This is a genomic window from Microbispora hainanensis (assembly GCF_036186745.1).
In the GTDB taxonomy this organism is placed as follows: domain Bacteria; phylum Actinomycetota; class Actinomycetes; order Streptosporangiales; family Streptosporangiaceae; genus Microbispora.
In genome coordinates, this window is sequence record NZ_CP108086.1 from 98,987 (window position 1) to 122,858 (window position 23,872).

26 protein-coding genes are annotated in these 23,872 nt (G+C 71.4%); 15 read left to right on the top strand and 11 right to left on the bottom strand.

The annotated features are described in order from the left end of the window. Nucleotides 1-101: 101 nt before the first annotated feature. A complete protein-coding gene (locus tag OHB01_RS00430; protein ID WP_142652781.1) occupies nucleotides 102-884 on the bottom strand; it encodes a transposase family protein in 783 nt (260 codons plus the stop codon). 140 nt (nucleotides 885-1,024) lie between these two features. Here OHB01_RS00430 and OHB01_RS00435 point away from each other — a divergent pair, with 140 nt between their 5' ends. The 3 genes from OHB01_RS00435 to OHB01_RS00445 all read left to right on the top strand — a co-directional run bounded on the left by OHB01_RS00435 (nucleotide 1,025) and on the right by OHB01_RS00445 (nucleotide 4,257). Continuing rightward, nucleotides 1,025-2,218 carry an AAA family ATPase gene (locus OHB01_RS00435; protein ID WP_142650106.1) on the top strand — a complete coding sequence of 398 codons (1,194 nt, stop codon included), beginning with the start codon at nucleotides 1,025-1,027 and terminating at the stop codon, nucleotides 2,216-2,218. A 106-nt stretch (nucleotides 2,219-2,324) separates the two neighbouring features. Then, entirely contained in the window at nucleotides 2,325-2,888 is a 564-nt protein-coding gene (locus tag OHB01_RS00440) for a hypothetical protein (protein WP_142650105.1), read from the top strand. A 247-nt stretch (nucleotides 2,889-3,135) separates the two neighbouring features. Then, nucleotides 3,136-4,257, top strand: a complete 1,122-nt coding sequence (locus OHB01_RS00445; protein ID WP_142650104.1) for a glycosyltransferase family 4 protein — start codon at nucleotides 3,136-3,138, stop codon at nucleotides 4,255-4,257. 76 nt (nucleotides 4,258-4,333) lie between these two features. On the opposite strand, the gene OHB01_RS00450 is transcribed toward OHB01_RS00445, so the two are convergent. Beyond that, on the bottom strand, nucleotides 4,334-5,032 hold the full coding sequence (locus OHB01_RS00450; RefSeq protein ID WP_142650103.1) for a GntR family transcriptional regulator: 699 nt from the start codon (nucleotides 5,030-5,032) through the stop codon (nucleotides 4,334-4,336). Nucleotides 5,033-5,222: 190 nt separating this feature from the next. Between OHB01_RS00450 and OHB01_RS00455 the strand changes: the two genes are divergently transcribed. From OHB01_RS00455 to OHB01_RS00470, 4 genes are all read left to right on the top strand, one after another. Then, nucleotides 5,223-6,464, top strand: a complete 1,242-nt coding sequence (locus OHB01_RS00455; protein WP_142650102.1) for an NRAMP family divalent metal transporter — start codon at nucleotides 5,223-5,225, stop codon at nucleotides 6,462-6,464. A gap of 16 nt (nucleotides 6,465-6,480) precedes the next feature. Continuing rightward, a complete protein-coding gene (locus OHB01_RS00460; RefSeq protein WP_147943688.1) occupies nucleotides 6,481-7,299 on the top strand; it encodes a LamB/YcsF family protein in 819 nt (272 codons plus the stop codon). Beyond that, entirely contained in the window at nucleotides 7,296-7,907 is a 612-nt protein-coding gene (locus OHB01_RS00465) for a 5-oxoprolinase subunit B family protein (RefSeq protein WP_142650101.1), read from the top strand. Before OHB01_RS00460 ends, OHB01_RS00465 begins: the two co-directional genes overlap by 4 nt. A gap of 105 nt (nucleotides 7,908-8,012) precedes the next feature. Continuing rightward, entirely contained in the window at nucleotides 8,013-8,924 is a 912-nt protein-coding gene (locus tag OHB01_RS00470; protein WP_328854774.1) for a biotin-dependent carboxyltransferase family protein, read from the top strand. Between the two features lie 66 nt (nucleotides 8,925-8,990). Here the strand turns inward: OHB01_RS00470 and OHB01_RS00475 are convergent, their stop codons facing one another. Beyond that, a complete protein-coding gene (locus OHB01_RS00475; RefSeq protein WP_328854775.1) occupies nucleotides 8,991-9,728 on the bottom strand; it encodes a GntR family transcriptional regulator in 738 nt (245 codons plus the stop codon). Nucleotides 9,729-9,891: 163 nt separating this feature from the next. Between OHB01_RS00475 and OHB01_RS00480 the strand changes: the two genes are divergently transcribed. The 8 genes from OHB01_RS00480 to OHB01_RS00515 all read left to right on the top strand — a co-directional run bounded on the left by OHB01_RS00480 (nucleotide 9,892) and on the right by OHB01_RS00515 (nucleotide 17,195). Further along, complete coding sequence (locus OHB01_RS00480) at nucleotides 9,892-10,992, top strand: ABC transporter substrate-binding protein (RefSeq protein ID WP_328709438.1); 1,101 nt, start codon at nucleotides 9,892-9,894, stop codon at nucleotides 10,990-10,992. A gap of 4 nt (nucleotides 10,993-10,996) precedes the next feature. Then, the gene (locus tag OHB01_RS00485) at nucleotides 10,997-11,833 is read left to right on the top strand and encodes an ABC transporter permease (RefSeq protein ID WP_260617405.1); all 837 of its coding nucleotides are present in this window, start codon (nucleotides 10,997-10,999) and stop codon (nucleotides 11,831-11,833) included. Continuing rightward, nucleotides 11,821-12,708 carry an ABC transporter permease gene (locus OHB01_RS00490; RefSeq protein WP_142650097.1) on the top strand — a complete coding sequence of 296 codons (888 nt, stop codon included), beginning with the start codon at nucleotides 11,821-11,823 and terminating at the stop codon, nucleotides 12,706-12,708. Before OHB01_RS00485 ends, OHB01_RS00490 begins: the two co-directional genes overlap by 13 nt. After that, complete coding sequence (locus OHB01_RS00495; protein WP_142650096.1) at nucleotides 12,705-13,790, top strand: ABC transporter ATP-binding protein; 1,086 nt, start codon at nucleotides 12,705-12,707, stop codon at nucleotides 13,788-13,790. Before OHB01_RS00490 ends, OHB01_RS00495 begins: the two co-directional genes overlap by 4 nt. Continuing rightward, a complete protein-coding gene (locus OHB01_RS00500) occupies nucleotides 13,780-14,442 on the top strand; it encodes an HAD family hydrolase (RefSeq protein WP_142650095.1) in 663 nt (220 codons plus the stop codon). The genes OHB01_RS00495 and OHB01_RS00500 overlap by 11 nt, the downstream gene beginning before the upstream one ends. A 56-nt stretch (nucleotides 14,443-14,498) precedes the next feature. Next, nucleotides 14,499-14,858, top strand: coding sequence for a winged helix-turn-helix transcriptional regulator (locus tag OHB01_RS00505; protein WP_142650094.1), 360 nt, complete (start codon nucleotides 14,499-14,501; stop codon nucleotides 14,856-14,858). A 253-nt stretch (nucleotides 14,859-15,111) separates the two neighbouring features. Continuing rightward, the gene (locus OHB01_RS00510; protein WP_142650093.1) at nucleotides 15,112-16,146 is read left to right on the top strand and encodes a zinc-binding alcohol dehydrogenase family protein; all 1,035 of its coding nucleotides are present in this window, start codon (nucleotides 15,112-15,114) and stop codon (nucleotides 16,144-16,146) included. Between the two features lie 86 nt (nucleotides 16,147-16,232). Continuing rightward, nucleotides 16,233-17,195 (top strand): quinone oxidoreductase family protein, encoded by a 963-nt coding sequence (locus OHB01_RS00515; protein ID WP_142650092.1) that lies wholly within the window; start codon nucleotides 16,233-16,235, stop codon nucleotides 17,193-17,195. 18 nt (nucleotides 17,196-17,213) lie between these two features. Here the strand turns inward: OHB01_RS00515 and OHB01_RS00520 are convergent, their stop codons facing one another. The 8 genes from OHB01_RS00520 to OHB01_RS00555 all read right to left on the bottom strand — a co-directional run bounded on the left by OHB01_RS00520 (nucleotide 17,214) and on the right by OHB01_RS00555 (nucleotide 23,586). Next, entirely contained in the window at nucleotides 17,214-17,780 is a 567-nt protein-coding gene (locus OHB01_RS00520; protein WP_147943682.1) for a glycosyltransferase, read from the bottom strand. Nucleotides 17,781-18,311: 531 nt separating this feature from the next. Further along, nucleotides 18,312-19,364 carry a PucR family transcriptional regulator gene (locus OHB01_RS00525; RefSeq protein WP_328854776.1) on the bottom strand — a complete coding sequence of 351 codons (1,053 nt, stop codon included), beginning with the start codon at nucleotides 19,362-19,364 and terminating at the stop codon, nucleotides 18,312-18,314. Then, nucleotides 19,364-20,164 carry an ABC transporter permease subunit gene (locus tag OHB01_RS00530; protein WP_328854777.1) on the bottom strand — a complete coding sequence of 267 codons (801 nt, stop codon included), beginning with the start codon at nucleotides 20,162-20,164 and terminating at the stop codon, nucleotides 19,364-19,366. Before OHB01_RS00530 ends, OHB01_RS00525 begins: the two co-directional genes overlap by 1 nt. After that, nucleotides 20,145-21,053: an ABC transporter ATP-binding protein gene (locus tag OHB01_RS00535; protein WP_142650089.1), complete on the bottom strand. Its 909-nt coding sequence runs from the start codon at nucleotides 21,051-21,053 to the stop codon at nucleotides 20,145-20,147. The genes OHB01_RS00530 and OHB01_RS00535 overlap by 20 nt, the downstream gene beginning before the upstream one ends. Nucleotides 21,054-21,154: 101 nt before the next feature. Then, complete coding sequence (locus tag OHB01_RS00540; RefSeq protein WP_147943685.1) at nucleotides 21,155-21,538, bottom strand: thiol-disulfide oxidoreductase DCC family protein; 384 nt, start codon at nucleotides 21,536-21,538, stop codon at nucleotides 21,155-21,157. Between the two features lie 10 nt (nucleotides 21,539-21,548). Then, nucleotides 21,549-21,695 (bottom strand): hypothetical protein, encoded by a 147-nt coding sequence (locus OHB01_RS00545; protein ID WP_187280663.1) that lies wholly within the window; start codon nucleotides 21,693-21,695, stop codon nucleotides 21,549-21,551. Then, entirely contained in the window at nucleotides 21,692-22,741 is a 1,050-nt protein-coding gene (locus OHB01_RS00550) for a cobalamin biosynthesis protein (protein WP_419197563.1), read from the bottom strand. The genes OHB01_RS00545 and OHB01_RS00550 overlap by 4 nt, the downstream gene beginning before the upstream one ends. A 29-nt stretch (nucleotides 22,742-22,770) precedes the next feature. Beyond that, the gene (locus tag OHB01_RS00555; RefSeq protein ID WP_328854778.1) at nucleotides 22,771-23,586 is read right to left on the bottom strand and encodes an aminoglycoside phosphotransferase family protein; all 816 of its coding nucleotides are present in this window, start codon (nucleotides 23,584-23,586) and stop codon (nucleotides 22,771-22,773) included. Between the last annotated feature and the right edge of the window lie 286 nt (nucleotides 23,587-23,872).

Below are 23,872 nucleotides of genomic sequence, written 5' to 3' on the forward strand. Positions count from 1 at the left end.
CACAGGGAGTATCACAGCAGTACTCTGGCGGGGACTCGCACTGGTCCGCACAGTGACCATTGGAACGCAGACCGGCATGGAAAGTGTGGCTTGAGCCAATTTCATCCTCGGGAGGCGTGTGCTACCCGATGGTTCTGAAGGACCGCGATGGCTTTGACCAGGTGGCCGGTCTTGCTCGGGCTACATCGCAGCTTGCGCAGGATGCGCCAACTCTTGAGCTGGGCGTTCGCGCGCTCACCAGGCCCGCGGAGCTTGGCGTGTGACCGGTTGGCCTGCTTTTGAGACTCGGGCTTGTTCCTGCCCTTGTACGGCGTGATCAGCACCTCGGCCCCGGCGCCCTGATAGGCCTTGTCGGCCAGGGTGATGATCCCGGCTTGGTCGAGCGCGCGCAGGATGCCCCAGATCCGGGCGGCGGTCAGGTCGTGGGTCTTGCCTGGCAGCGCACCGGAGGTCCACACGATGGTCCCGTCCGGTCCCGCGATGACCTGCACGTTCATCCCATGCACGCGATGCTTGCCCGAGTAGTAGGGCCGGTCGGCCTTCACTCGGTCGGTGCGGATGAGCGTGCCGTCCAAGACCAGGTAGTGCAGGCCGTCCTTCGTGGCCTTCCGCAGCGCCGTCGCCAGTTTCGGTGATCGAGCCGACAGCAGGGCGACGGTTTCCTCCACATACCGCCACGCGGTGGCCGCCGACACTCCGAAACCCGCTCCGACCTCGGCGAATGTCTCGCCCTTGCGCAGATAGACCAGCACCAGGAGCGCCTGCTGCCCGGGGTTGAGCCGCCGCCACGTCGATCCGATGGCCTTGCGCCGCCTGCGGATCAGTCCGGCCACGTAGTTCAGCGTTGAACGCGACAAATCGACGGCAGCACGATAGAACAGCACCCGAAGCTCCTGGCGATGACGGTGATGGTTGTGGTGATCAACCCGTCTACCAGGAGCTTCGCCACATCATGAGGAAAACCCGAGCATCGCGATCATGCTGTGACCGGCTTAGCCGCCCGGCGGATGAAAAACGTTCCTTGATGGAGAAGCGGCTGATCGAGCTCGAGGTGGAGAACTTCCGCAGCCTGCGAAAAGTGGCGCTTCCCCTGGGGCCGCTCAATGTGCTCGTCGGCGCGAACGGCGCAGGAAAAACCAATATCCTCGAAGTGTTCCGATTTCTCGCGGACGTGATCCGGACCGACCTGCAGCCGGCACTCGACCTTCGCGGCGGGTTCGACGAGGTCGCCTTCTGGGGTGGGGACAAGCCACCGACCTCCATCCAGATCAAACTGAAGGCGAACTGGACGACTCACAGCAGCCCGAACGCACCCGACGAGTACTCACTACGGATCGAGCAGCGCAGCGGCAGATCCCTCTCCCGGCGGGAGACATTCCAATTCAAACGGACGCAGGGACGCGGCCGCCGAATCACGATCTCCGGCCAGAAGGTCAATGTCGTTCAAATCGGTAAAGACCGGGCCGAGTCCCCTGCGCACTCCATCGGAATCCAGCGGCTGAGCAGCGGCCTCTCCACGCTTCCACGGCTCACAGATGACGAGGGAGGGACCGAGGTGGCGACGGTGGCGCAGCGGCTCGCGTCCTTCCGGGTCTTCGATGTGAACGTCGGATCCGCCCGCATGCCGAGTCGCTTTCCACACGGGATGGATGCTTTGGAGGACGACGCCGCCAACATGGCCGCGTTTCTTCTGACGCTGCGAAGCCGTGACGAGGAGGCGTTCCAGAGGCTGGAGGCCGACGCGATCGAGGTGCTTCCACAGCTCACCGGAATTGATTTCGAATTTCCCTCTGGTCCCGCGCGCGAGGTCATCGTCATCCTCCACGAGCGAGGACTTCGCAGACGGACGCAGCTCGCCGACGCATCGTACGGAACGATCCGCCTCCTCGGTCTCCTTTCCCTGCTTTACGACCCCAGCCCCCCGGCCCTGACGTGCATCGAGGAGATCGATCACGGCTTGCATCCCCAAGCTCTGGAACTTCTCGTGGAGCGGCTCCGCGAAGCCAGCCTACGGACGCAGTTCCTCATCGCCACGCACTCCCCTGCCCTTGCCGACAGGCTGCACCCGGACGAGCTGGTCGTCTGCGAACGCCGAGACGACGGATCTTCCGCGATACCCGCTATCTCCCATAAGCAGATCCGTGACATCGTCACGCGAAGCGAAGGGCTTCCTCTCGGCGAACTGTGGTTCTCGGGCGCCCTGGGAGGCGATCTGTGACCCCGCGAGGCGGCACTCGTGTGCGTGCCACGAAGAAGCCCGTCGTGGTTCTCGCCGGCGAGGACAGCAACGACCGGCGCTGCCTCCGCATCGTGTTGGAAGCCCTGTGCCCGCAGATGAAAGGGAGGCTCGTGGAGATCAACGAGCCTGTCCGTTTACGGCAGGCCACCGGTCAGAGACTCACCGATCGAGTGAACAAACTCGCCAGACTGGCCGCGCGCGGGCCGCCAGGGAGAAGGCCGAACTCGCCTGCTTTTTCGTCCATGAGGATCTCGACGCCGTCGACGGCGAAGAGTACGTCCGGATCCGCGACCGGGTGCAGGACGCCCTCGACAGGGAGATGAATTCGGCTCATTACGGGCTGGCCGCGTGGGAGACGGAAGCGTGGATGTTCCTGTTCCCGAAAGCGTTGAAGGCGTTCGTGTCCTCCTGGGAGGTGCCGAGCAAATACCTGGGACGAGACACGGGGAAAATACATGACCCGAAGAAGGTCCTCATGAACGAGATCGGAACCCCGTCCCGCCGCTACCGGGAGTCGGATGCACCCGGGGTGCTGGAAAAGGCGGTCTCCCTGGGTTCCCTGAGAGAGTTGTCCGGTTCGAACCGATCATGGAGCGATCTCTGCGCCAGCGTGGAGCGCTGCTGCGGGGAACACCTCGGGAACCGATAGTTCCGCTGCTTCCCGCTGTCGGGCAGCACCGCGTCACTCCTGGGGAATTTCACCCTCACCGACTCAGTCGAACCCGCCACCGGTCTCCGCCCGGGACAGGAAGGGCCTGTTTGGCACTCAGGTCAGGAGAGTGCTAACAGTAGTGACGTCGCCGGCGCGGGCGCTGGGACCGAGCACTACGACGCGTACGCGGCGGCGGTGATTCCTACGCCGAAGACCGTGGATGCGTATCGGAGGTGTACTCGTCATGCGTTCAGTGAGCGATCTTCACCCCGCCCGGTCCCGCTCCGGTGGCCTGCGGATCGCGATGGTCGCCCCGCCCTGGTACGAACTGCCGCCCCGGGCGTACGGCGGCATCGAGGCCATGGTGTCCGATCTGACCACCGCCCTCGTGCGCCGTGGTCACACGGTGACGCTCATCGGCGCGGGACGCGCCGACACCCCGGCGGACTACGTCGCCACCTATCCCGAGGCCCCCTCGTCGCGCATCGGAGAGCCGCTGCCCGAGGTGGTGCACGCGGCGGCCGCCGCGGCCACGCTGGCCTCCCTCGACGTCGACATCGTCCACGACCACTCCCTGGCCGGCCCGCTCACCGCGGCCTCCCGTACGGCCCCGACGCTGGTGACCGTGCACGGCGCGATCGACGACGACCTGGGCGAGTTCTACCGCAGGCTGGGCGGCACGGTCTCGCTGGCCGCCATCTCCGGCTCCCAGCGCGGGTCGGCCTCCGACCTGAACTGGGCCGGTGTGGTGCACAACGCCGTTGACGCCGCGAGCTTCCCCTACCGGGCGGACAAGGAAGACTGGCTCCTGTGGCTGGGCAGGTTCAGCCCGGACAAGGGCGCCCACCTGGCCATCGACGCCGCCCGCGCGGCCGGGCGCAGGATCCTCCTCGCGGGCAAGCTGACCGAGCCGTCCGAGCACGACTACTTCTCCAGGTTCGTCCGTCCCCGTCTGGGCGCGGACGCCGAATACGTGGGCGAGGCCGACGCCGCCCGCAAGCGCGACCTGCTGTCGCGGGCCCGCTGCCTGCTGTTCCCCATCCAGTGGGAGGAGCCGTTCGGGCTGGTGATGATCGAGGCGATGGCGTGCGGCACGCCGGTGGTCACCCTGCGCCGCGGCGCTGCCCCCGAGGTCGTGGTGGACGGCGTCACCGGTTTCGTGCGCACCTCGCCGGACGAGCTGCCGGACGCGGTCGAGCGGGCCGGCGACCTGGATCCCCGCGCCTGCCGCGCCCACGTCGAGCGGCACTTCGACGTCTCGGTGATGGCAGAGGGATATGAGCGCCTCTATCGGCAGGTGATCGCCGGGGCCGCGCTGCGCGACCGCACCGCCGTCCCCGCTTCCGCCCCCGCTCTCGCCGGCTGACCGGCCGGCCGGCCCGCCCGCGCCCTTGCCACGCCCCGCCGGGGACGCCGCGGGCGGGCCGGACCGGCTCCGTGGCTCAGCCCGCGTGATCCGCGTACGCGGCCAGGAGCTGGGCCTCCGCGGTGTCGAAGTACGCGAGCAGCTCCCGTTCGGCCCGTTCTGGATCGCCCTCGATCAGCAGCGTGGCGATTCGCGCGTTGTCTCCCAGGTAGGGCTCGTGGAAGGTCCTGAGCTCGCCCATCACGTGGAAGGCCAGCCGAAGCTCGGCGAGCAGGCGCGCCATGGTCTCGTCCACGCGGGGACTGGCCAGCAGCGCGGTGATCGCGCGGTGGAACCGCATGTTGGCGGTGCCGACGGCCGCCCAGTCGCCGACCTCCGCCGCCGCCTGCCCCTTCTCGACGTGGCGCCGCACCTCCTCCACGGCCTCTCGCGGGGCCGTGACGGACGCCCGTACGCCCGCCGTTTCGAGGATGCGGCGCATGGCGTAGATGTCGGCCACGTCGGCCGCGGCGAGCTTGCGGACGAAGACCCCGCGGTGCAGCTCGTGCACCAGCAGGTTCTCGTGCGACAGCAGCCGGAACGCCTCTCTGAGCGTGTTGCGGGAGACGCCGAGGAGGTTGCCGATCGTCTCCTCCGACAGGCGGGTGCCCGGCGGCAGGGAGCCGTCGATGACGTTCTCCCGCAGGACGTCGGCGACCAGCTCCGCGGCACTGGCCCTATCGAGCACCGGCCGAGCCGCGCTCAACCGTGCCGCCCAGTCCGCCATAGCCGTCATCACCGCAACCCCTTTTCGACCGCCGGATCAGTCCCAGCTTAGGCCGCGGCAGGCCCGCCGGATTCGGTGATCACCAATGGATTTCGCATGATCACACGGAGTTGTGGCACAGAAGTAACCTACAAGAGTCTTGATGAATCGTTGAACAATCCTCTAATTTCCAGGGGAGGTGAAGCAAAGGAGTTTCCGTATGAACCCACCCCCCGGCACCCAGACGACCTCGCCCGCGGGCACCACGAGCGGAGGACGGCGCTCGGCGCTGCTCGGCGCGATGTTCCTCATGGCCACGAGCGCCATCGGCCCCGGCTTCATCACCCAGACGACGACGTTCACGGCGCAGCTCGGGGCGGCGTTCGCGTTCGTTATCGTCGCGTCGATCCTCGTCGACATCGCCGTCCAGCTGAACGTGTGGCGGGTGATCGGCGTCTCCGGCATGCGCGCCCAGACGCTAGGCAACCGGGTGCTGCCCGGTTCGGGATACTTCCTGGCCGCCCTCGTGGCGTTCGGCGGCCTGGTGTTCAACATCGGCAACGTCGGCGGCGCGGCGCTCGGCCTGAACGCCCTCGCGGGGATCGACGTCAAGATCGGCGGCACGGTGTCCGCCCTGATCGCCGTCGCCATCTTCCTCAGCAAGAAGGCCGGCGTGGCCGTCGACCGGATCGTCGTCGTCCTCGGCGTCGTGATGGTGGCGCTGACGCTGTACGTGGCGGTCGTCTCGGACCCGCCGGTGGGCGAGGCCCTGCGGCAGACGGTGCTGCCGGACAAGGTCGACTTCCTCGCCGTCACGACGCTGATCGGCGGCACGGTCGGGGGCTACATCACCTACGCGGGGGCGCACCGGCTGATCGACGCGGGCGTGACCGGACCGCGCAACGCCGGTCAGATCTCCCGCGGCTCGATCACCGGCATCCTCGTCACCGGTGTCATGCGCGTGATCCTCTTCCTCGCCTCGCTCGGCGTGGTGGCCGGAGGCTTCAAGCTCGCCGCCGGCTCCACCAACCCGGCCGCCGACATCTTCGCGAGCGCGGCGGGCGAGGTGGGCCTGCGGCTGTTCGGCGTCGTCCTGTGGGCCGCGGCCATCACCTCGGTCATCGGCGCCTCGTACACGTCGGTGTCGTTCCTCGCCAGCTTCTCGCCCCGTACGGACCGCTACCGCTCGTGGATCACGGTGGCCTTCATCGTGGTCTCGACGGCGGTCTTCCTGCTCCTCGGCAAGGCTCCGGCCAACCTGCTGATCCTCGCCGGAGCGCTCAACGGCCTCATCCTGCCCGTCGGCCTGGCCGTGATCCTCTGGGTCGCCGCACGCCGTCGTGATCTCATGGGCGGATACCGCTACCCTGTCTGGCTGCTCGGGATCGGTGTGCTCGCCTGGGCGCTGACCATCTATCTCGGCTGGAACTCCCTCAGCGGGATCAGCGCGCTCTGGAGCTGACGTGTCATACCCGACCATGCGCATCGACCTCAACTCCGATCTGGGCGAGGGCTTCGGCCGGTGGACCCTCGGCGACGACGACGCGCTGTTGTCGATCGTCACGAGCGCCAACGTCGCCTGCGGGTTCCACGCGGGAGACCCGGTCATCATGCGGCGCACCTGCGAGACCGCGGCCGCGCGCGGCGTGGTGATCGGTGCCCAGGTCGGCTATCGCGACCTGGCGGGCTTCGGGCGGCGCTTCATCGACGTGCCGCCCGTCGAGCTCGCCGACGACGTCATCTACCAGATCGGCGCGCTGGACGCCTTCGCGCGGGTGGCGGGCACCAGGGTCAGGTACGTCAAGCCGCACGGCGCGCTCTACAACGCGATCGTGCACCACGAGGCGCAGGCCGCCGCGGTCGTCGCGGCCGTGCGGGCCTACGACCCCGGCCTGCCGGTGCTCGGCCTGCCCGGCTCGGCGTGGCTGCGCCAGGCGTCCAGGGCAGGCCTCACCACGGTCGCCGAATGCTTCGCCGACCGCGCCTACACCCGCGAGGGCAGGCTGGTGCCGCGCGGCGTGCCCGGCGCCGTCCTGCACGACCCCGCCCAGGTCGCCGCGCGCAGCGTACGCATGGCCAGGGGCGAGCCGATCGAGGCCGTCGACGGGACGCCGCTCACCATCACGGCCGACTCGATCTGCGTGCACGGCGACAGCCCCGGCGCCGTCGCCATGGCGATCGAGGTTCGTGACGCGCTCAAGGCGAACGGCATCGGCCTGGTGCCGTTCGCGGGGCAGCCGTTGGAAGAGCAGCCGCTCATGGACACGAAGGCGTCGTTCGCGGAGGAGCGGGCGTGAACGCACGGCTGCACCGCTGTGGCGAGCACGCGGTCCTGGTCGAGCTCGACCGCCTTGAGGAGGTCGTCGCCCTCTACGATGCCCTCGCGGCCGACCCTCCTCGGGGGATAGTCGACCTCGTCCCCGCGGCGCGTACGCTGCTCGTCCGGTTCGAGCCGCCGGCACGTCACTCCGAGGTGGAGTCCGCCGTCCTGTCCGTACGGCCGGCCGCGGGCCGCCTGGCGACGACCGAGGAGGTGGTGATCCCGGTGGTGTACGACGGCGACGACCTCGCGGACGTGGCCCGGCTGACCGGGCTCACCGAACGCGAGGTCGTGGCGGCGCACACCGGGACGGCGTGGACGGTCGCCTTCTGCGGTTTCGCCCCCGGCTTCGGCTATCTGATCGGCGGCGATCCCCGGCTGGCCGTGCCCCGGCGGCCGGAGTCGCGCGTACGCGTGCCGACCGGCGCCGTAGCGCTCGCCGGGGAGTTCAGCGGGGTCTACCCGCGCGAGTCGCCGGGCGGCTGGCAGCTCATCGGGCGCACCGAGACCGTGGTGTGGGACATCGCCGCCGACCCGCCCGCCCTGCTGCGCCCGGGGGTCCGGGTGCGGTTCGCGGAGGCGTAGCCGTGAGCGAGGCGTCATGAGCACGCCGGAGGTGAGCGGGAAAACGGCGGGCGGGTCGGCGGTGAGCGGTACGGCCGTGAGCGGGTCGGCGATGAGCGGAGGGTCATGAGCGAGCAGGCGGTGAGCGGGCCTCGGCGGGCGCTGGTGGTGCTGGCCCCCGGTCCCCTCACCACGGTGCAGGACCTCGGGCGGCGCCGGCACAGCCATCTCGGCGTCGGGCGCTCCGGCGCGGCCGACCGGAGCGCGCTGCGGCTGGCCAACCGCCTGCTGGCCAATCCCGAGAACGCCGCCTGCCTGGAGATCACCCTGGGCGGGCTGAAGGTCCGCGCCGTCGGCGACCTGCTCGTGACGCTCACCGGCGCCCCGTGCCCCGCCACCGTCACCCTGCCCGACGGACGCACGCGCGGCGCCGGGCACGCGTCGGTCGAGCGCCTGCCCGACGGGGCCACGCTGCGGCTCGGCGTGCCGCCCCGGGGGCTGCGGACCTACCTGGCGGTCCGCGGCGGGATAGACGTGCCCGAGGTGCTGGGGTCGCGGTCCACCGACCTGCTCTCCGGGCTCGGCCCGGAACGCCCGGCGCCCGGATCGGTGCTCCCCGTCGGGCCGGCGCCCGCGGCGTTCCCCGTGACCGACTTCGCCCCGGTGCCCGAGCCGGAGGCGGGCGTCCTCGTGCTCGACGTGATCCCGGGGCCACGCCACGACTGGTTCACCCCCGGAGCGCTGGCGGCCCTGTGCGCCGAGCCGTACGAGGTGACCCCGCACAGCGACCGGGTGGGCATGCGGCTGCGCGGGCCGCGCCTCGAACGCGCGCGCGACGGCGAGCTGCCGAGCGAGGGCATGGTGCCCGGCGCGCTGCAGGTGCCGCCGTCGGGACAGCCGACGCTCTTCCTCGCGGATCACCCCGTGACCGGCGGCTATCCGGTCATCGCGGTGGTCCGCGATCACCACGTCGACCGGGCGGCGCAGGCCCGTCCCGGGCAGCACGTCCGTTTCCGGGTGGCCGGCGCCACCCGTTGAGCAGAGGAGGCCCTGAACTCGACGCCGCACGGCGGCGACCGGCGCCTGCTCCGAGGACGGCCGGGATCAGTCGCCGGCGCGGCGGACGAGGGGGTTGGCGGCGGTCGAGTTGCGAATGCTGAAGGTCACGCTGCCGGCGCGGTAGCGGTCGTCGGAGCACTCGACCGGCCTGCCCTCCTGGGTGGTGGTGACGCGGCGCTGGCGCAGCAGGGGGCTGCCCCGCCGCACCTCGAGCAGCCGGGCGTCCTCGCTGCCGGCCGCCACCGCGTCGATCAGGTGCTCGCCGTACGCGAAGACGAGGCCGACCGACTCGTAGAGCTCCTGGGTCACCGACTCGCACTCGGGGTCGAGCCGCTCGACGGCGGGAGCGATCCAGCCGGCGTAGACGGTGCGCTCGACCAGCACCGGCTCGCCGTCGAGCCGCCGCAGCCGCAGCACGTCGAGCACCTCCTCCCCCAGCTCCAGCGACAGCCGTACGGCCTCGGAGGGCGAGCACGGACGGCGGCGGGCGGACAGCACGCTGCCGCTGGCGCGGTAGCCCATCGACCGGGCCCACTGGGCGAAACTGTGCAGCTCGGCGAAGCTCTGGCTGCGCTCGCTGCCGAGCACGATGCGCCGCGCGCCCTGCCGCGACCCCACCAGCCCCTCGGCGGCCAGCAGGGCGACGGCCTGGCGGACGGTGCCGCGCGCCGCCGAGTAACGTATGGCCAGCTCAGCCTCGGAGGGAAGCTGGGCACCTATCGCGTAGTCCCCTCTGACGATGGCGTCCCGCAGGTCACCTGCGATCTGTTCATAGCGCGCCATCGTGATGAGCCCTTCCGTTCACGCGACTGACATCGATATGCGACTTACTAGGTCTGGCTTGTTTGTACAAGTTCGCCTAAGTTCGATCCACGCACCACAGTGGGAGGGACCGTTGTCCACACGTACCGTCGGCCTTGTTGCCGCGCTCACGATAACCACCTCAGTGATCGCGGCATGCGGCGCCGCCCCCACGACCGCCGGCGGCGGCTCGGGGTCGGGTGATTCCAAGGCCGCCTCCGCGACCTCCGTCCAGGACTTCGGCGGGATGGACAAGCTGGTGGAGGCCGCCAAGAAGGAAGGCAAGCTCAACACCATCGCGCTGCCGCCCGACTGGGCCAACTACGGCGAGGTCATCAAGGCGTTCGAGGCCAAGTACGGCATCAAGATCACCAATGACAACCCCGACGGCTCCAGCCAGGACGAGATCAACGCGGTCAAGACCCTGAAGGGCCAGGACCGCGCCCCCGACGTGCTCGACCTCGGCAGCGCCTTCGCGCTCAGCGGCGCCCAGGAGGGCCTGTTCGCCCCCTACAAGGTGCAGAGCTGGGACAAGATCCCCGACGGCCAGAAGGACGCGAGCGGCGCCTGGTACTACGACTACGGCGGCTACATCTCCATCGGCTGCGACGCCAAGCGGGTCAAGACCTGCCCCCAGACCTTCGCCGACCTGCTCAAGCCCGAATACAAGGGCATGGTCGCGCTGAACGGCGACCCGACCAAGGCCGGCGCCGCCTTCGCCGGCGTCTACGCCGCCTCGCTCGCCAACCAGGGCTCGTTCGACGACATCCAGCCGGGCATCGACTTCTTCAAGAAGCTCAAGGAGAACGGCAACTTCAACCCGGTCGAGGCCACCCCCGCCACGGTGGAGAAGGGCGAGACCCCGATCACCCTCGACTGGGACTACCTGCAGGCCAGCTACGCCAAGGAGTTCTCCTCCAAGGGCGTCGACTGGCAGATCGCCATCCCCAGCGACGGCCAGTACGCCAACTTCTACGCCCAGGCGATCAACAAGTGGGCGCCGCACCCCGCCGCCGCCCGCCTCTGGCAGGAGTTCCTCTACAGCACCGAGGGCCAGAACCTGTGGCTGAAGGGCTACGCCCGCCCGGTGCTGCTGCCCTCCATGCAGCAGGACGGCAGCGCGGACGCCGCCATGGTCGACCAGCTCCCCAAGGTCGAGGGCACCCCCTCCTTCCCCACTCCGGACCAGGTCAACAAGGCCAAGGAAGTCCTGGCGAGCGGGTGGGGCGCGGCGGTCTCGGGCTGAGATCGTGCGCGACAGCCGTACGAGATCGAAGAGCCGGTGGGCGGCCGCGCCGCTGCTGGTCTTCGTCGTCATCGTCTTCGGCGTGCCGATGCTGGTCCTCCTTGGTGGCACGTTCACCAAGGAGGGCACGTTCAGCACCGCCAACCTCACCGAGTCGCTCCAGGGCGCGTATCTGACCGCCCTGTTCGGCAGCGTCAAGCTCTCGGCGCTGGTGGCGGTGCTGGGCGGGGTGCTCGGCACCTTCCTCGCCCAGGCCGTGGTGACCTCCAGGTTCCGCGCGCTGCGCGAGGCGGTGCTGACCGCCTCCGGCGTGCTGGCCAACTTCGGCGGCGTGCCGCTGGCCTTCGCCTGGATCGCCACGCTCGGCAACTCGGGCGTCGTCACCACCACGCTCGGCCTCGGCGAGCACGGATGGAGCCTGTACAACTTCTGGGGTCTCGCCCTGGTCTACCTGTACTTCTCCATCCCCCTGCAGGTCCTCACGGTCGTGCCCGCGCTCGACGGGCTGCGCCCGCAGTGGCGTGAGGCCGCGCAGAACAACGGCGCGAGCACCTGGCAGTTCTGGCGGTACGTCGGGATTCCGGTGCTGACCCCCTCGCTGCTCGGCGGGGTCGTGCTGCTGTTCGGCGGCGCGTTCTCGGCCTACGCCACGGCGCAGGCCATGGTCGGGTCCACCGTCCCGCTGGTCACGCTGAAGATCGCCGACGCGCTCACCGGCAACGTGCTGATCGGCCACGAGAACGTCGCGCTGGCCCTCAGCCTCGACATGATCGTGGTCGCGGGCCTGGTCATGGCCGTCTATCTCCCGCTGCAGCGAAGGAGCGCCCGATGGCTTCGCTGACTCCGCAGGTGACCCCTCAGGTGACCACGCAGGCCGCCGCCGGAACGGCGCCCGCGCGCGGCGGCCGGCCGCGGCGTCCGCGGGTGTGGCGCGGGGTGGTCCTCGTGCTCGCCGCCGTCTATTTCCTCGTCCCGCTGATCGCGTCGTTCGTCTTCACGGTGAAGGAGCCCGACCAGGGCTTCTCGCTCGACGCGTACGGCCAGATCTTCTCGGCCGAGGGCTTCGGCGGCAGCCTCCTGCTGTCGCTCGGGCTCGGGGTCGCCACGATCGTGCTCGTGCTGCTGCTGACGCTGCCCGCCGCGGTGGCCGTACGGCTCGGCGCGCCGCGGCTGCGCCCGGTGCTCGAAGTGGTCTGCACGCTGCCGCTGGTGGTGCCCCCGATCACGTTCGTGGCCGGGATCAGCACCGTGCTGCGGTGGGGGCCCGACTATCTGGCGACCACGCCCCTCTATCAGACGATCATCGCGGTGCAGAACCCCGATTTCCCGGTGGTGCTGGTGCTCGCCTACGTCGTGCTGGCGCTGCCGTTCGCCTACCGCTCGCTCGACGCGGGCCTGGGCGCGATCGACGTGCGCACGCTGTCGGAGGCGGCCAGGAACCTCGGGGCGTCGTGGCCCCACGTGCTGCTGCGGGTGATCATCCCCAACATGCGGTCGGCGATGGCGAGCGCGTCGTTCCTCACGCTGGCGCTGGTGCTCGGCGAGTTCACGATCGCCCGGCTGCTCAGCTTCGAGACCTTCCCCAACTGGATCTACCGGATCTCCGGCTCTCAGGCGCAGGTGTCGGTGGCCGTCTCGGTGTTCAGCCTGCTGATCACCTGGCTGCTGCTGCTCGCCCTGTCGTCCGCCGGTGCGAGGCAAAGGAGTGGATCATGAACGGCGCCCGGGTCGAGTTCCGCGGCCTGCGGCGGCGGTTCGGCAGCACGGTCGCGCTGGACGGGCTCGATCTCACGGTGGAGCCCGGCGAGCTGATCGCGCTGCTCGGCCCGTCGGGGTGCGGCAAGACCACCGCGCTGCGCTGCCTCGCCGGCTTCGAGCAGCCCGACGAGGGCGAGGTGCTGGTGGACGGCGCCGACATCACGCGCGTGCCGGCCAACCGGCGCGACGCCGGCATGGTCTTCCAGTCCTACAGCCTTTTCCCCAACCTCAACGCCCGCGACAACGTGAGCTTCGGCATGCGGGTGCGCAAGGTGCCCGCCGCCAAGCGGCACGCCCGCGCGCAGGAGCTGCTCGAACTGGTCGGCCTGCCGTCCGTCGGCGACCGCTATCCCCACCAGTTGTCCGGCGGTCAGCAGCAGCGCGTGGCGCTGGCCCGCGCGCTCGCCCTGGAGCCCAGGGTGCTGCTGCTGGACGAGCCGCTGTCGGCGCTCGACGCCAAGGTGCGCGTCACGCTGCGCGAGGAGATCCGCCGCCTGCAGCTCTCCCTCGGCATCACGACGATCTTCGTGACGCACGACCAGGAGGAGGCGCTGTCGATGGCCGACCGGGTCGCCGTGCTGCGCGACGGCCGCCTGGAGCAGGTCGCCGACCCCGCCACCCTGTACGACCGGCCGGCGACCGCGTTCGTCGCCGAGTTCGTCGGCGCGATGAACCACCTGCCCGGCCTGGTGTCGGGCGACCGGGTCACCGTGCTCGGGCAGACGCTGCCCGTGGAGGGCCAGGCTCCGGACGCGGCGCAGGCGGACGTGCTGGTGCGGCCCGAGGCCGTGCTGGTCACTCCGGACGCCGAGGGCGACGGGATCGTCATGGTGTCGTCGTTCCGCGGCTCCACCGCCCGCCTGCGGATCCGCCTGGGCGACGGCACCGAGGTGCTGGCCGATGTCCCCGGCCACGACTCGGCGCGCTTCGCGCCCGGCACCGCCGTACGGATCGGGCTGGTCGAGCGGCCCGTGCTCGTGTCGGCCCGTTCGGAGACCGGAGGAGCCGCGGCGGCGGTCCCCGAACCCGATGTCGTCTAGGGCGTGCCCTGCGGCGGTCCTGTTCGACATGGACGGCACGCTGGTGGACACCGAGGACCTGTGGTGGGACGCCTGCGTGGAGGTGGCGGACGGCCTGGACTCCCCTCTCGGGGAGGCCGACCGTGAGGCGTTGTTCGGCCTGTCGGTCGAGGACGCCGCCGTGCACATCACCGGAGGTCCGGGGGCGGCGGCCGTGGAGACCATGCTGACGGACGCGTTCACCGGCCGGCTGAAGAACGGCGTGACCACGCTTCCCGGCGCGGTCGCGCTGCTGGAGACCCTGCGCGCGGCGGGGATCCCGGCGGGGCTGGTCAGCGCGTCTCCCCGGCCGGTCGTGGACCTGGTGCTCGAAACCGTCGGCGGTCACCACTTCCGGCTGTCGGTGGCCGCAGGGGACAGCCCCAGGAACAAGCCCGCGCCCGATCCCTACCTGGCCGCCGCCGCGCGGCTCGGCTTCGACCCGGCCGCGTGCGTGGCGGTCGAGGACAGCCCGACCGGCGTCGCCTCGGCCCGGTCCGCCGGCTGCGCCGTCATCGTGGTCGGCCCGCCCGGTACGACGAGCGGCCTGAGCGGGGCGGACGGGGTGACGGCGGTGCCGACACTGGAGAGCATCGACCTGCCGCTGCTGCGACGGCTGGTCTCCCGCCAGTGAACGCCGTGAGCCTGGTAACTTCGCGGACCTAAGTTCCCTTTGGGTATCGTCGCAACATGCACGTCATGAACACCTGCGACGATCCCAAGGACGTCTACTCGGCGGCCTGCCCGTGCCGCAACATGCTCGACCTGCTGGCCAACAAGTGGAGCGCGCTGGCCCTGGGCGCGCTGGAGGACGGGCCGCAGCGTTTCGGCGCGCTGCGTGCCCGGCTCCAGGGCGTCAGCCCCAAGGTGCTCACCCAGACCCTGCGCCGCCTGGAGGACCACGGCCTCGTCCACCGCGACGTGTATCCCGAGGTGCCGCTGCGCGTGGAATACAGCCTCACGCCGCTCGGCCGCGACGCCAACGTCCCGCTCGCCCACCTGCGGACGTGGGTGGAGCGCAACATCGACCGCTTCCCCGGCCCCGCGTAACCGACCCTGGGTAACCGGCCCCGAGTAGCCGGCCCGGAGCAGCCGGCCCGGAGCAGTCGGCCGGGAGTAACCGGCCCCGCGTAGCCGGCCCCGCGTAACCGGCCCCGAGTATCCCCCTTACCTGGATGGTTCCCGATGGATACTCGTGTCCCTTGCGGGTAACCACGCACCGGTGGCTACCGTGCAGGTCGTGCCGCCGAGCCGTACGACCGGCTTCGGCGCGTGACCCGTGACGAACGCGCAAGGGACAGACATGACCGAGAACCTGAACGGGACCATGCCCGCCGTCGCCTACCGGCGCAGCCTGCCCATCGACGACCCGGAAAGCCTCCTCGACGTGGAGCTGCCGGTGCCGCGACCCGGGCCGCGCGACCTGCTGGTGCGGGTGGAGGCCGTCGCTGTGAACCCGGTGGACTACAAGGTCAGGCGCAACAGCGACCCGGGCGGCGAGCCCAGGGTGCTCGGCTGGGACGCCGCGGGCACCGTGGTCGCCGTGGGCGACGAGGTGGAGCTGTTCGAGGTCGGCGACGAGGTCTACTACGCCGGCGCGCTCGACCGGCCCGGCGCGAACTCCCGCTTCCACGCGGTGGACGAGCGCATCGTCGGCCGCAAGCCCGCCACGTTGTCCTTCACCGAGGCCGCCGCGCTGCCGCTGACCTCGCTCACGGCGTGGGAGGGCCTGTTCGAGCGGCTGGGCCTGCGCGGCGACGCGCTCGACCAGACCGGAACGCTGCTGATCACCGCGGCCGCGGGCGGCGTCGGTTCCATCGCCGTCCAGCTCGCCCGCGCCCTGACCGGGCTCACCGTGATCGGCACGGCCTCCCGGCCCGAGACCGTGGAGTTCGCCCGCCGGATGGGCGCCCACCACATCGTGGACCACCGGGCACCGCTGGCGAAGCAGCTCGCCGAGGTCGCGCCCGGCGGCGTGGACTACGTCTTCAGCACGATCGGCACCGACCGCAACCTCACGGCCTACGCCGAGGCGCTCGTGCCCTTCGGCGCGATCGTCGCGATCGACGACCACGACTCCCTCGAGATCGGTGTGCTCAAGCCGAAGAGCATCGCGTTCCACTGGGAGCTCATGTTCACCCACTCGCTGTTCAAGACGCCGCATCAGGTGAACCAGCACCGCATCCTCGACCGGGTCGCCCGGCTCGTGGACTCCGGTGTCCTCACCACCACCGCCACCCGCGACCTCGGCCCGGTCAACGCCGCCAACCTGCGTGAGGCCCACCGGATCGTCGAATCGGGCACCGCGATCGGCAAGATCACCCTCACGGGCTTCTGAACAACCCTTCTCCGCCGGGAACAACGGATGCGGCGCGGCCGGTTGGGGACGAGAGGAACCGAGCCCAAGAACACCAGGAGTCGCGCATGCATGCCATCGTCGTCCCCGCTTACGGTGATTCCTCCGTGCTGGAGTACGCCGAACGGCCCGACCCCGTTCCCGGTCCCGGGGAGGTGCTGGTCGACGTCGCGGCGACGGGCGTCAACTTCATCGACGTCTATCACCGCGAGGGCCGCTATCCGCTGCCGCTTCCGCTGATCCCGGGCTCGGAGACGGCCGGGACCGTCACGGCCGTCGGGCCCGGCGTGACCGACATCGTGCCCGGCGACCGGGTCGGCTCCGCCGCCGCGGTCGGCGCGTACGCGAGCAAGGCGATCATCCCGGCGGAGAAGGTGGTCCGGCTGCCCGACGGGCTGTCGCCCGATCTGGCGGCGGCGGTGCTGCTCCAGGGGCTGACCGCCCACTACCTGACCCACTCCACGTACGCGATCAGGTCGGGCGACGACGTGCTCGTGCACGCGGCGGCCGGGGGCATGGGCCTGCTGCTCGTCCAGATGGCCAAGCTCCGCGGCGCCCGCGTGATCGGCACGGTCTCCAGCGCCGAGAAGGAGAAGCTGGCCCGGCAGGCGGGGGCCGACGAGGTCGTCGGCTACGAGGGCTTCTCCGAGGCCGTCAAGGAGATCACCGACGGCGCCGGGGTGCACGTCGTCTATGACGGGGTCGGCGCCGCCACGTTCGACGGGTCGCTCGCGTCGCTGCGGCCGCGCGGCATGATGGCGCTGTACGGCGCGGCCAGCGGTCCCGTCCCGCCGTTCGACCCGCAGCGGCTCAACGCGGGCGGCTCGCTGTTCCTCACCCGGCCCACGCTGGCGCATTACACGGCCACCCGCGAGGAGCTGCTGTCGCGGGCGAACGACGTGCTCGGCTGGGTCGCCTCCGGCGCCGTGAAGGTGCACATCTCGCAGCGTTACCCGCTCGCCGAGGCCCGGCGCGCCCACGACGACCTGGAAGGCAGGCGGACGACCGGCAAGCTGCTGCTCATCCCCTGACCTGCCGGTGAGCCGTCCTCAGGCGGCCATGTGGTCGATCAGGCGCTGCGCGGCCACCACGGCGCCGTCGGTGCGCATCTCGCCCGCGAGGGACGCGGCGCGGGCCGCCACGCCGGGGTGGAGAGCCTGGCCGAGGGCCTCGGCCAGCGACCCGGCGGTCGGCGCGGCGGGCGGGTGGGCGATCCAGATCCCGAGATCGGCGGCCCGCCGCGCCCAGTAGTGCTGGTCGTAGAGCTGCGGCACGACGACCTGGGGCGTCCCGGCCAGCGCCGCGGCGGTCGTGGTGCCCGCGCCGCCGTGGTGGACGACGGCGGCGACCCGGGGAAACAGTGCCCGCTGATCGGCCTCGTCGATCATCAGGCAGTCGGGGCCGTCGTCCGCCGGGGACAGCCCGGCCCAGCCGCGCAGCACGATCACCCGGCGGCCGAGCGCGCGGGCCGCGCCGATCGTCGCCCGCGCGACGTCCCGGGGAGCGCGGACGCTGCCGAATCCGACGCAGACGGGCGGCTCGCCGTCGTCGAGGAACTTCTCCAGGTCCGGCGGCAGCGGACGCGGGTCCGGCAGGATCCAGGCACCCGTCTGCACGACGCGTCGGGCCCGGGCCAGGGCCCCAGCGCGGGATCGGCGGCCGGCCAGGGCCGGTCGGTGAACATGTGCCCTCGGGTGTCCGCCACGGGGGCCAGGCCGGCCGCGGCCCGGTGGGCGTTGAGCGCGGCGCCGACCGTCTCGTTCCAGCGCCGCGCGTCCTCGGCCCACAGCGCGCGGTTGCCGGCCGCCTCGTCCACCGGCGCCCGCCCCCAGCCCGAGCTCCCGCAGCGCCACGGCCAGCGCCGCCATCGGCTGGACGTCGCCCCGCGTCCCGATCGTGGACAGCAGCACGCGCATATGTACCCCCTGGTCATGGTGTGGCTCACTGTGTGGCGGGTCGCGGTGTGGCGGGTCGGTGAACTGCCCGGCTCGCAGCGTGGCGGGTCGCGGGCCTGCCCGGCTCGCAGCGTGGCGTGGCGGGTCGCGGGCCTGCCCGGCTCACGGCCCCCGATTGTCCGCCGTGACCGGGGTCTTGCCGCAAGCCCCCCTGCCGCCTGTACGGTGAAAGTGGCGGGGTCCCCGTACGGATCAGGTGAGCGGGTGGGCCGGCCACTCCAGGAGGCGGGCCCCGAGCACGGCCGTCTCCAGCGTGAACCGCTGGGTGGGATCGCTCGGCGAGAAGCCGGTCAGCCTCCTGATCCGCTCCAGCCGGTAGGTGATCGCCCGGGTGCTGACGCCGAGCCTGCGCGCCGCCGCCGTGTGGTTGCCCTGCGAGGCGAAGATCGCCTCCAGCGTCTCCAGCAGCGGCTCGGGGCCGCCGCGGGCGGAGGTCAGCGGCCCGAGCACCGTCGAGACGAGGTCCACGATCGCGTCCCTGTCCCGCAGCAGCACCGGGAAGACCAGCAGGTCTGCGGCCTTGAGCACCTGGGCCCGCAGGCCGAGCCGCCCGCCGAGGTCGATCGCGTTGACCGCTTCCCGATAGGACGTGACGATCCCGCCGGGACCCTTGTGGGGGCGGCCCACCCCCACCCGCCAGTCCGTGAGCGCGGAGCGTACGTGGTGGGTGAACTCGCCGCTCGCGGCGGTCAGCGCGCCCGGGGCCACGCACACCAGCAGGCCGTCGCGGACGGCGACCAGGATGTTGTGCGAGCCGAACCTCGCCACCAGCGCCTGCTCGATCCTCCCGGCCAGCGGGTCGCCCGCCGCCATCGGGGTGCCGGGCCTGGCCACGGTCACGACGTACGCCCCGGCGAGCCGCAGGCCGAAGTGCTCGGCCCGTTCGGCGTCCGCTCTGCCCTGCAGCAGATCGTCGACGAACAGGCGGCGGGCCTCCTCCTCCTGCCGGAGCGCGGCGCGCTGGGCCTCCTCGTATCCCTCGATGTAGGCGGCCATCCCGCGGCGTACGGCGCCGAAGGCCCCGCCGGCGGTGATCTCGGCGGCGTGCAGGCAGGCGTCGGCGAGCACCCGCAGCGGGATGCCGCGTTCGGCGGCGAGGGCGCCGCACTCGCGCAGGGCGTCCATGTCGGCGCGGGCGGGCAGCCTGCCGGTGGCGGCCGACGCGGCCAGAACCGACAGGAACCCGCCGAGTAAGTCGGCGGGCACTCCGGTCGCCTCGCTCACGCGAGCGAGAACGCTGTCCATCAGACTCCTACGTCACGCCGTTCGAAGGCGAGCAGCGCCGTCATGAGGAGCACGGCCGTCGCACCCAGCAGCACAAGGTAGTCACCGTACGGCCAGCCCTCATAGAGCGGCCTGCCGTCGAGGTAATAGTGGCTGGGCGAGATCCAGCGCAGCCAGGAGATCGCGTCGACGTTCCGGCCCATCGTCTCCACGATGTATCCGGCGACGCCCCACACGCCGGTCACGGCGAGCGCCACCTGCCTGCGCCCGGACGCCGCGCCCACGCACAGCGTCAGCGTCCCGAAGAACAGCACGAGCAGGAACAGCCCGGTGTGGGCGGCGAGGATCTTGCCGAACGGCACGTTCATGTCGGCGGCGGACGCGGCCACGGTGGCGACGGCCAGCGTCACGAGCGCCACGATGAGCAGGCCGAGCGCCAGCGCGGCCCAGCGCTCCAGGAGCAGCCGCCTGCGGTCGATCGGCAGCGTCAGCGTGAGCTCCAGCGTCTTGTTCTCCTCGGGGCCGGCGATGGCCCGGTTGCCGAGGATCGCGGCGCACATGGTGAACAGCAGTGGGCCGAGGAGCTGGTAGGCGACCGCCTGCAGATAGCCGCGCCCGGTCGCGATGTCGGACATGCCGCCCATCAGGTCTCGGAACGCGCCCGGATATTTGGCGACGGCCTGCGCGCTGAACGCCTCGGGGTCGTCCATGAAGCCCGCGTAGATCGAGATGTACATCGTGAGGAACGCGCACAGCCCGACCGTCCACCCGATGAGGGCACGGCGATACTCCCCCAGGCTCTTACGCACCAGCGTGGGCATGACGGCCCTCCTCCTCGCTGTAGTAGGTCAGGAAGATCTCCTCCAGGTCCGGCTCCGCGCTGACCATGTGGACCACGGTGTAGCGGGCCGCCGCCTTGATCAGCGCGTCGGGCCTGCCGTCGATCGTGCAGCGCAGGCTCGCCCCCTGCACGACCACGTCGCGTACGCCCGGGAGGCCCTGGAACGACTCTGCCGGGACCGGCGCGTCGAAGTGGAGCTCCACGTGGCGTACGGCCCGCTCGCGCAGCGCGGCGATGTCCTCCACCGCGACGAGGCGGCCCGCCCGCACGATGCCCACCCGGTCGGCCACGTGCTCCACCTCGGCGAGCACATGCGACGACATGAGGATCGTGCGACCGGCCGTGCGCGCCTCCCTGACCATGGCCAGGAACTCCTGCTGCACCAGCGGGTCGAGCCCGCCCGTCGGCTCGTCCAGGATGAGCAGGTCGGGCTCGTGCATGAACGCCTGGATGAGCCCGACCTTCTGCTTGTTGCCCTTCGACAGCTCCCCCATCCTGGCGGACAGGTCGGCGTCGAGCCGCTCGGCCAGGTCGTCGATCCTGCCGCGGCTCACCCCTCCGCGCACGTCGGCGAGGAACTGCAGGTAGTCGCGGGCCCGCTCCCTGCCCTCCAGGGCCAGCTCGCCCGGGAGGTAGCCGATCCGGGCGCGTACGCGCGGATCACGCGTGTCCGCGCCGAAGACGGTCGCCCGGCCGGACGTCGGCCGGATCACGTCGAGAAGCAGCCGGATCGTCGTCGTCTTGCCCGCGCCGTTGGGGCCCAGATAGCCGAAGACCTCGCCCGGCCGGATTTCGAGGGTGAGGTCTTCGAGACCTCGTCTCGCACCGTAGAACTTCGTCAGCCCTTCGGTCTCCACCACTGCTGTCATGCCGCAATGGTGGCGCTCCCGTCAGGCGCGGGGTATGCCCGCTTCCGGACACTTGCCGATCGTGTTCGTTCGCACCTTCGGCAAAGCGCGATCAAGACACATCACGGCGTGCCGCAGTCGGCGGAGCCGGGCAGCAGGTGGCGGTAGCGCGACACCAGCCGGTAGCCCGCCTCCGCCAGCCAGCTCACCGGCGGCGTCAGCAGCACCCGGCCGGCCGCGCGCCAGGCCGCGTGCGGCTGCAGGGCGAGGAGCAGCGCCACGGCACGCGCGCCGTGGGCGCGCAGCCCGCCCGGCCCGAGGAGCCGCACGGACGTCTCGGCCTCGTCGCGCGACAGGCCCGCCGCCTGGAGGTCGAGGCCCTGCCACGCCCGCACCAAGGGCATGTACGGCAGGAACCGGTGCCCGGCGTCCACACACGCCTGGCAGAAGGCGCAGTCACCGTCGAAGACCAGCAGGACCCGGTTCTCTGCGTTTTCTTGGCCCATGCTGCCGAACCTACCGATCCTGGGACGGATCACTCCGGTCGCGTGGTGGTGGCGCGGGCCGCCGTGACGCGCGCGCGGCCAGGACGACGACCAGGATCACGGCGACCGCGAAACTGAAGACGACCGCGACCACCAGCAACAGGATGAGCGCGCTCATCGCCGATCCGTCCAGCGTGCCCGTCTTTGGAGCAGGCGTGCCGACCCCCGGGCCAGGCGCGCCCGTCCTTGGAGCAGGAGTGCTGGACCACGGGCCAGGCGTGCGGCGACCGCCAGGCGTGTGGCGACGGCCAGGCCCACCGAGGCGTACGACACCGCACGCGCGAGCCGTACGGACCTGGGGATGTCGGCGACGGCCGGGCGAGGGCCGTCGCCCAGCTCCGGGCGGTGCTCGACCCTGCCGCCGTAGTCGTTGGCCCCGCCGAGCCGTACGCCGAGGGCGCCGGCGAAGGCCGCCTCGCAGCGTCCGGAGTTGGGGCTGGGGTGGCGGTGCCCGTCCCTGATCCACACGGCGGCCGCGCGGCGGGGAGAGCCGCCCGCCAGACCGGCCAGGCCCGCCGTGAGCAGGGCCGTCAGCCGGGCCGGCACATAGTTGGCCACGTCGTCCAGCCGGGCCGAGGCCCAGCCGAACCTCGCGTAGCGCGGCGACCGGTGGCCCACCATCGCGTCGAGCGTGTTCACCGCGCGATAGCCGAGCAGGCCGGGCACGCCGAAGATCGCGCCCCACACGAGCGGGGCCACGACGGCGTCCGAGGTGTTCTCCGCGATGGACTCGACCGTGCCCCGCGCCAGCTCCGCGGCGTCCAGCCCGGACGGGTCGCGTCCGCACAGGTGCGGCAGGCGGGCGCGGGCGGCGGCCAGATCGCCCTCCTCCAGCGAACGGGCCATCAGCATGCCCTCCCTGCCCAGCGTCGTGCCGCCGAGCACCGCCCATGTGGCGGCGGCGGTGACCGCGGCGCGGGCGATCGGGCTCGACCGGGTCACCCGCTCGGCGAGCAGCCCCGCCGCCGTCGCCGCGCCGACGCAGATGGTGGTGTAGGCCACGCCCGCTAACCGCGAATCGCGATATATGCGCTTTTCGAGGGCGGCGGCCCGGCTGCCGAACACCGCGACGGGATGGCCGCGTCTGGGATCTCCCACCGCCGCGTCGATCACGGCCCCGGCGAGCAGCCCCGCCGCCGTGGCACCGTCCAGGATCCGGGTCACGCAGGCATTCTGCCGTACGTGCCCCTTTGTCATGAGATGGGCTCGTAGCCGATGAGGCGACTGTGGATCGCGTCCTCGTTGGCGTCGAGCCAGACTGCGGCGCGCCTGATCCGTCCGCCCGCGCCGTCGTCCCACATGCGCGCCCAGCCGCCGCCGAGCGTCCTGGCCCGGTCGCGCATCAGCGCGTAGGAGCGGCCGAACCGCGTCCTGGCCGTCTCCACCAGCCGGAGCCGGTCACGCAGCGGCAGGCCGTACGCGTCGCAGAACGCCCGCACGCGGGCCGCCGCGTCCAGTGAGCGCTGCGCAGGGTCGCGGTCAAGGGGATCGGCCAGCGGGGCCCAGTGCCGCAACGTGGTGACCACATCGAACAGCCGCGTCGTCGGCCTGGCCATGTCGAAGTCGATCAGCGCGTACGGCAGGAGATCCCGCCCTGTCTTCCGGAAGACGACATTGGCCGGAGTGACGTCGCAGTGGCCCACGAGCTCGGCGGGGCCCTCCGGCGCCGAGCCGTTCTCCCAGACGGCGCCGGGAGGCGGGACGAACGAGGCCGCCGCGTCGTGGAAGCGCCGCAGCAGCCGGGCAAGGGCGGTCAGCGCCTCGTCGCTCACCGCGTACGCCGGCAGGGGATGCGTCGGCACCATGCCCTCGACGTACGTGAGGATGGCCCTGCCCCGCTCGTCTGTGCCGAGAACCCGCGGCGCCCGGTCGAACCCGGCGTCCTCCAGGTGCCGCAGCAGCGCGTGGACCGACGGCGACGTGGCACGCATCGGCCGCCGTACCGTCGCCCCCACCCGTACGACCCCTTCGGAGACGTCTCCGAGGAGCGGGATCTCGCGTACGGACATGGCGCTGGAGTTTAGCCCCGCAGGCGATCACATTTCCGCCGGAAAGCACGAAGAACAGGAAAACGTCTCGCCACGCGGACGAATGTCCACCTGGCGAGAAGCCGGGCGGCATCGTGACCCTCCTGCGCGTGAGCAGTGCTGGATCGACCTTCCCTGCAGGAGGCCCGAGCACGTGCCTGAGCGGCATCGACGCAGGCCGAGCGGCCCCGGTGACCGGGCTCACAGGCCCACACGAGGCATGCGCCGGCCCATGTCCGGGAAACCGGGTGTGTACCCGGTCCCCGGA

Bases quoted from the DNA above. Each gene is read 5' to 3' on its own strand.
- OHB01_RS00435 (WP_142650106.1), top strand. From the start codon at position 1,025: ATGGAGAAGCGGCTGATCGAGCTCGAGGTGGAGAACTTCCGCAGCCTG.
- OHB01_RS00445 (WP_142650104.1), top strand. From the start codon at position 3,136: ATGCGTTCAGTGAGCGATCTTCACCCCGCCCGGTCCCGCTCCGGTGGC.
- OHB01_RS00450 (WP_142650103.1), bottom strand. From the start codon at position 5,032: ATGACGGCTATGGCGGACTGGGCGGCACGGTTGAGCGCGGCTCGGCCG.
- OHB01_RS00455 (WP_142650102.1), top strand. From the start codon at position 5,223: ATGAACCCACCCCCCGGCACCCAGACGACCTCGCCCGCGGGCACCACG.
- OHB01_RS00460 (WP_147943688.1), top strand. From the start codon at position 6,481: ATGCGCATCGACCTCAACTCCGATCTGGGCGAGGGCTTCGGCCGGTGG.
- OHB01_RS00470 (WP_328854774.1), top strand. From the start codon at position 8,013: ATGAGCGAGCAGGCGGTGAGCGGGCCTCGGCGGGCGCTGGTGGTGCTG.
- OHB01_RS00475 (WP_328854775.1), bottom strand. From the start codon at position 9,728: ATGGCGCGCTATGAACAGATCGCAGGTGACCTGCGGGACGCCATCGTC.
- OHB01_RS00490 (WP_142650097.1), top strand. From the start codon at position 11,821: ATGGCTTCGCTGACTCCGCAGGTGACCCCTCAGGTGACCACGCAGGCC.
- OHB01_RS00495 (WP_142650096.1), top strand. From the start codon at position 12,705: ATGAACGGCGCCCGGGTCGAGTTCCGCGGCCTGCGGCGGCGGTTCGGC.
- OHB01_RS00500 (WP_142650095.1), top strand. From the start codon at position 13,780: ATGTCGTCTAGGGCGTGCCCTGCGGCGGTCCTGTTCGACATGGACGGC.
- OHB01_RS00505 (WP_142650094.1), top strand. From the start codon at position 14,499: ATGCACGTCATGAACACCTGCGACGATCCCAAGGACGTCTACTCGGCG.
- OHB01_RS00510 (WP_142650093.1), top strand. From the start codon at position 15,112: ATGACCGAGAACCTGAACGGGACCATGCCCGCCGTCGCCTACCGGCGC.
- OHB01_RS00515 (WP_142650092.1), top strand. From the start codon at position 16,233: ATGCATGCCATCGTCGTCCCCGCTTACGGTGATTCCTCCGTGCTGGAG.
- OHB01_RS00525 (WP_328854776.1), bottom strand. From the start codon at position 19,364: ATGGACAGCGTTCTCGCTCGCGTGAGCGAGGCGACCGGAGTGCCCGCC.
- OHB01_RS00530 (WP_328854777.1), bottom strand. From the start codon at position 20,164: ATGCCCACGCTGGTGCGTAAGAGCCTGGGGGAGTATCGCCGTGCCCTC.
- OHB01_RS00535 (WP_142650089.1), bottom strand. From the start codon at position 21,053: ATGACAGCAGTGGTGGAGACCGAAGGGCTGACGAAGTTCTACGGTGCG.
- OHB01_RS00540 (WP_147943685.1), bottom strand. From the start codon at position 21,538: ATGGGCCAAGAAAACGCAGAGAACCGGGTCCTGCTGGTCTTCGACGGT.
- OHB01_RS00545 (WP_187280663.1), bottom strand. From the start codon at position 21,695: ATGAGCGCGCTCATCCTGTTGCTGGTGGTCGCGGTCGTCTTCAGTTTC.
- OHB01_RS00555 (WP_328854778.1), bottom strand. From the start codon at position 23,586: ATGTCCGTACGCGAGATCCCGCTCCTCGGAGACGTCTCCGAAGGGGTC.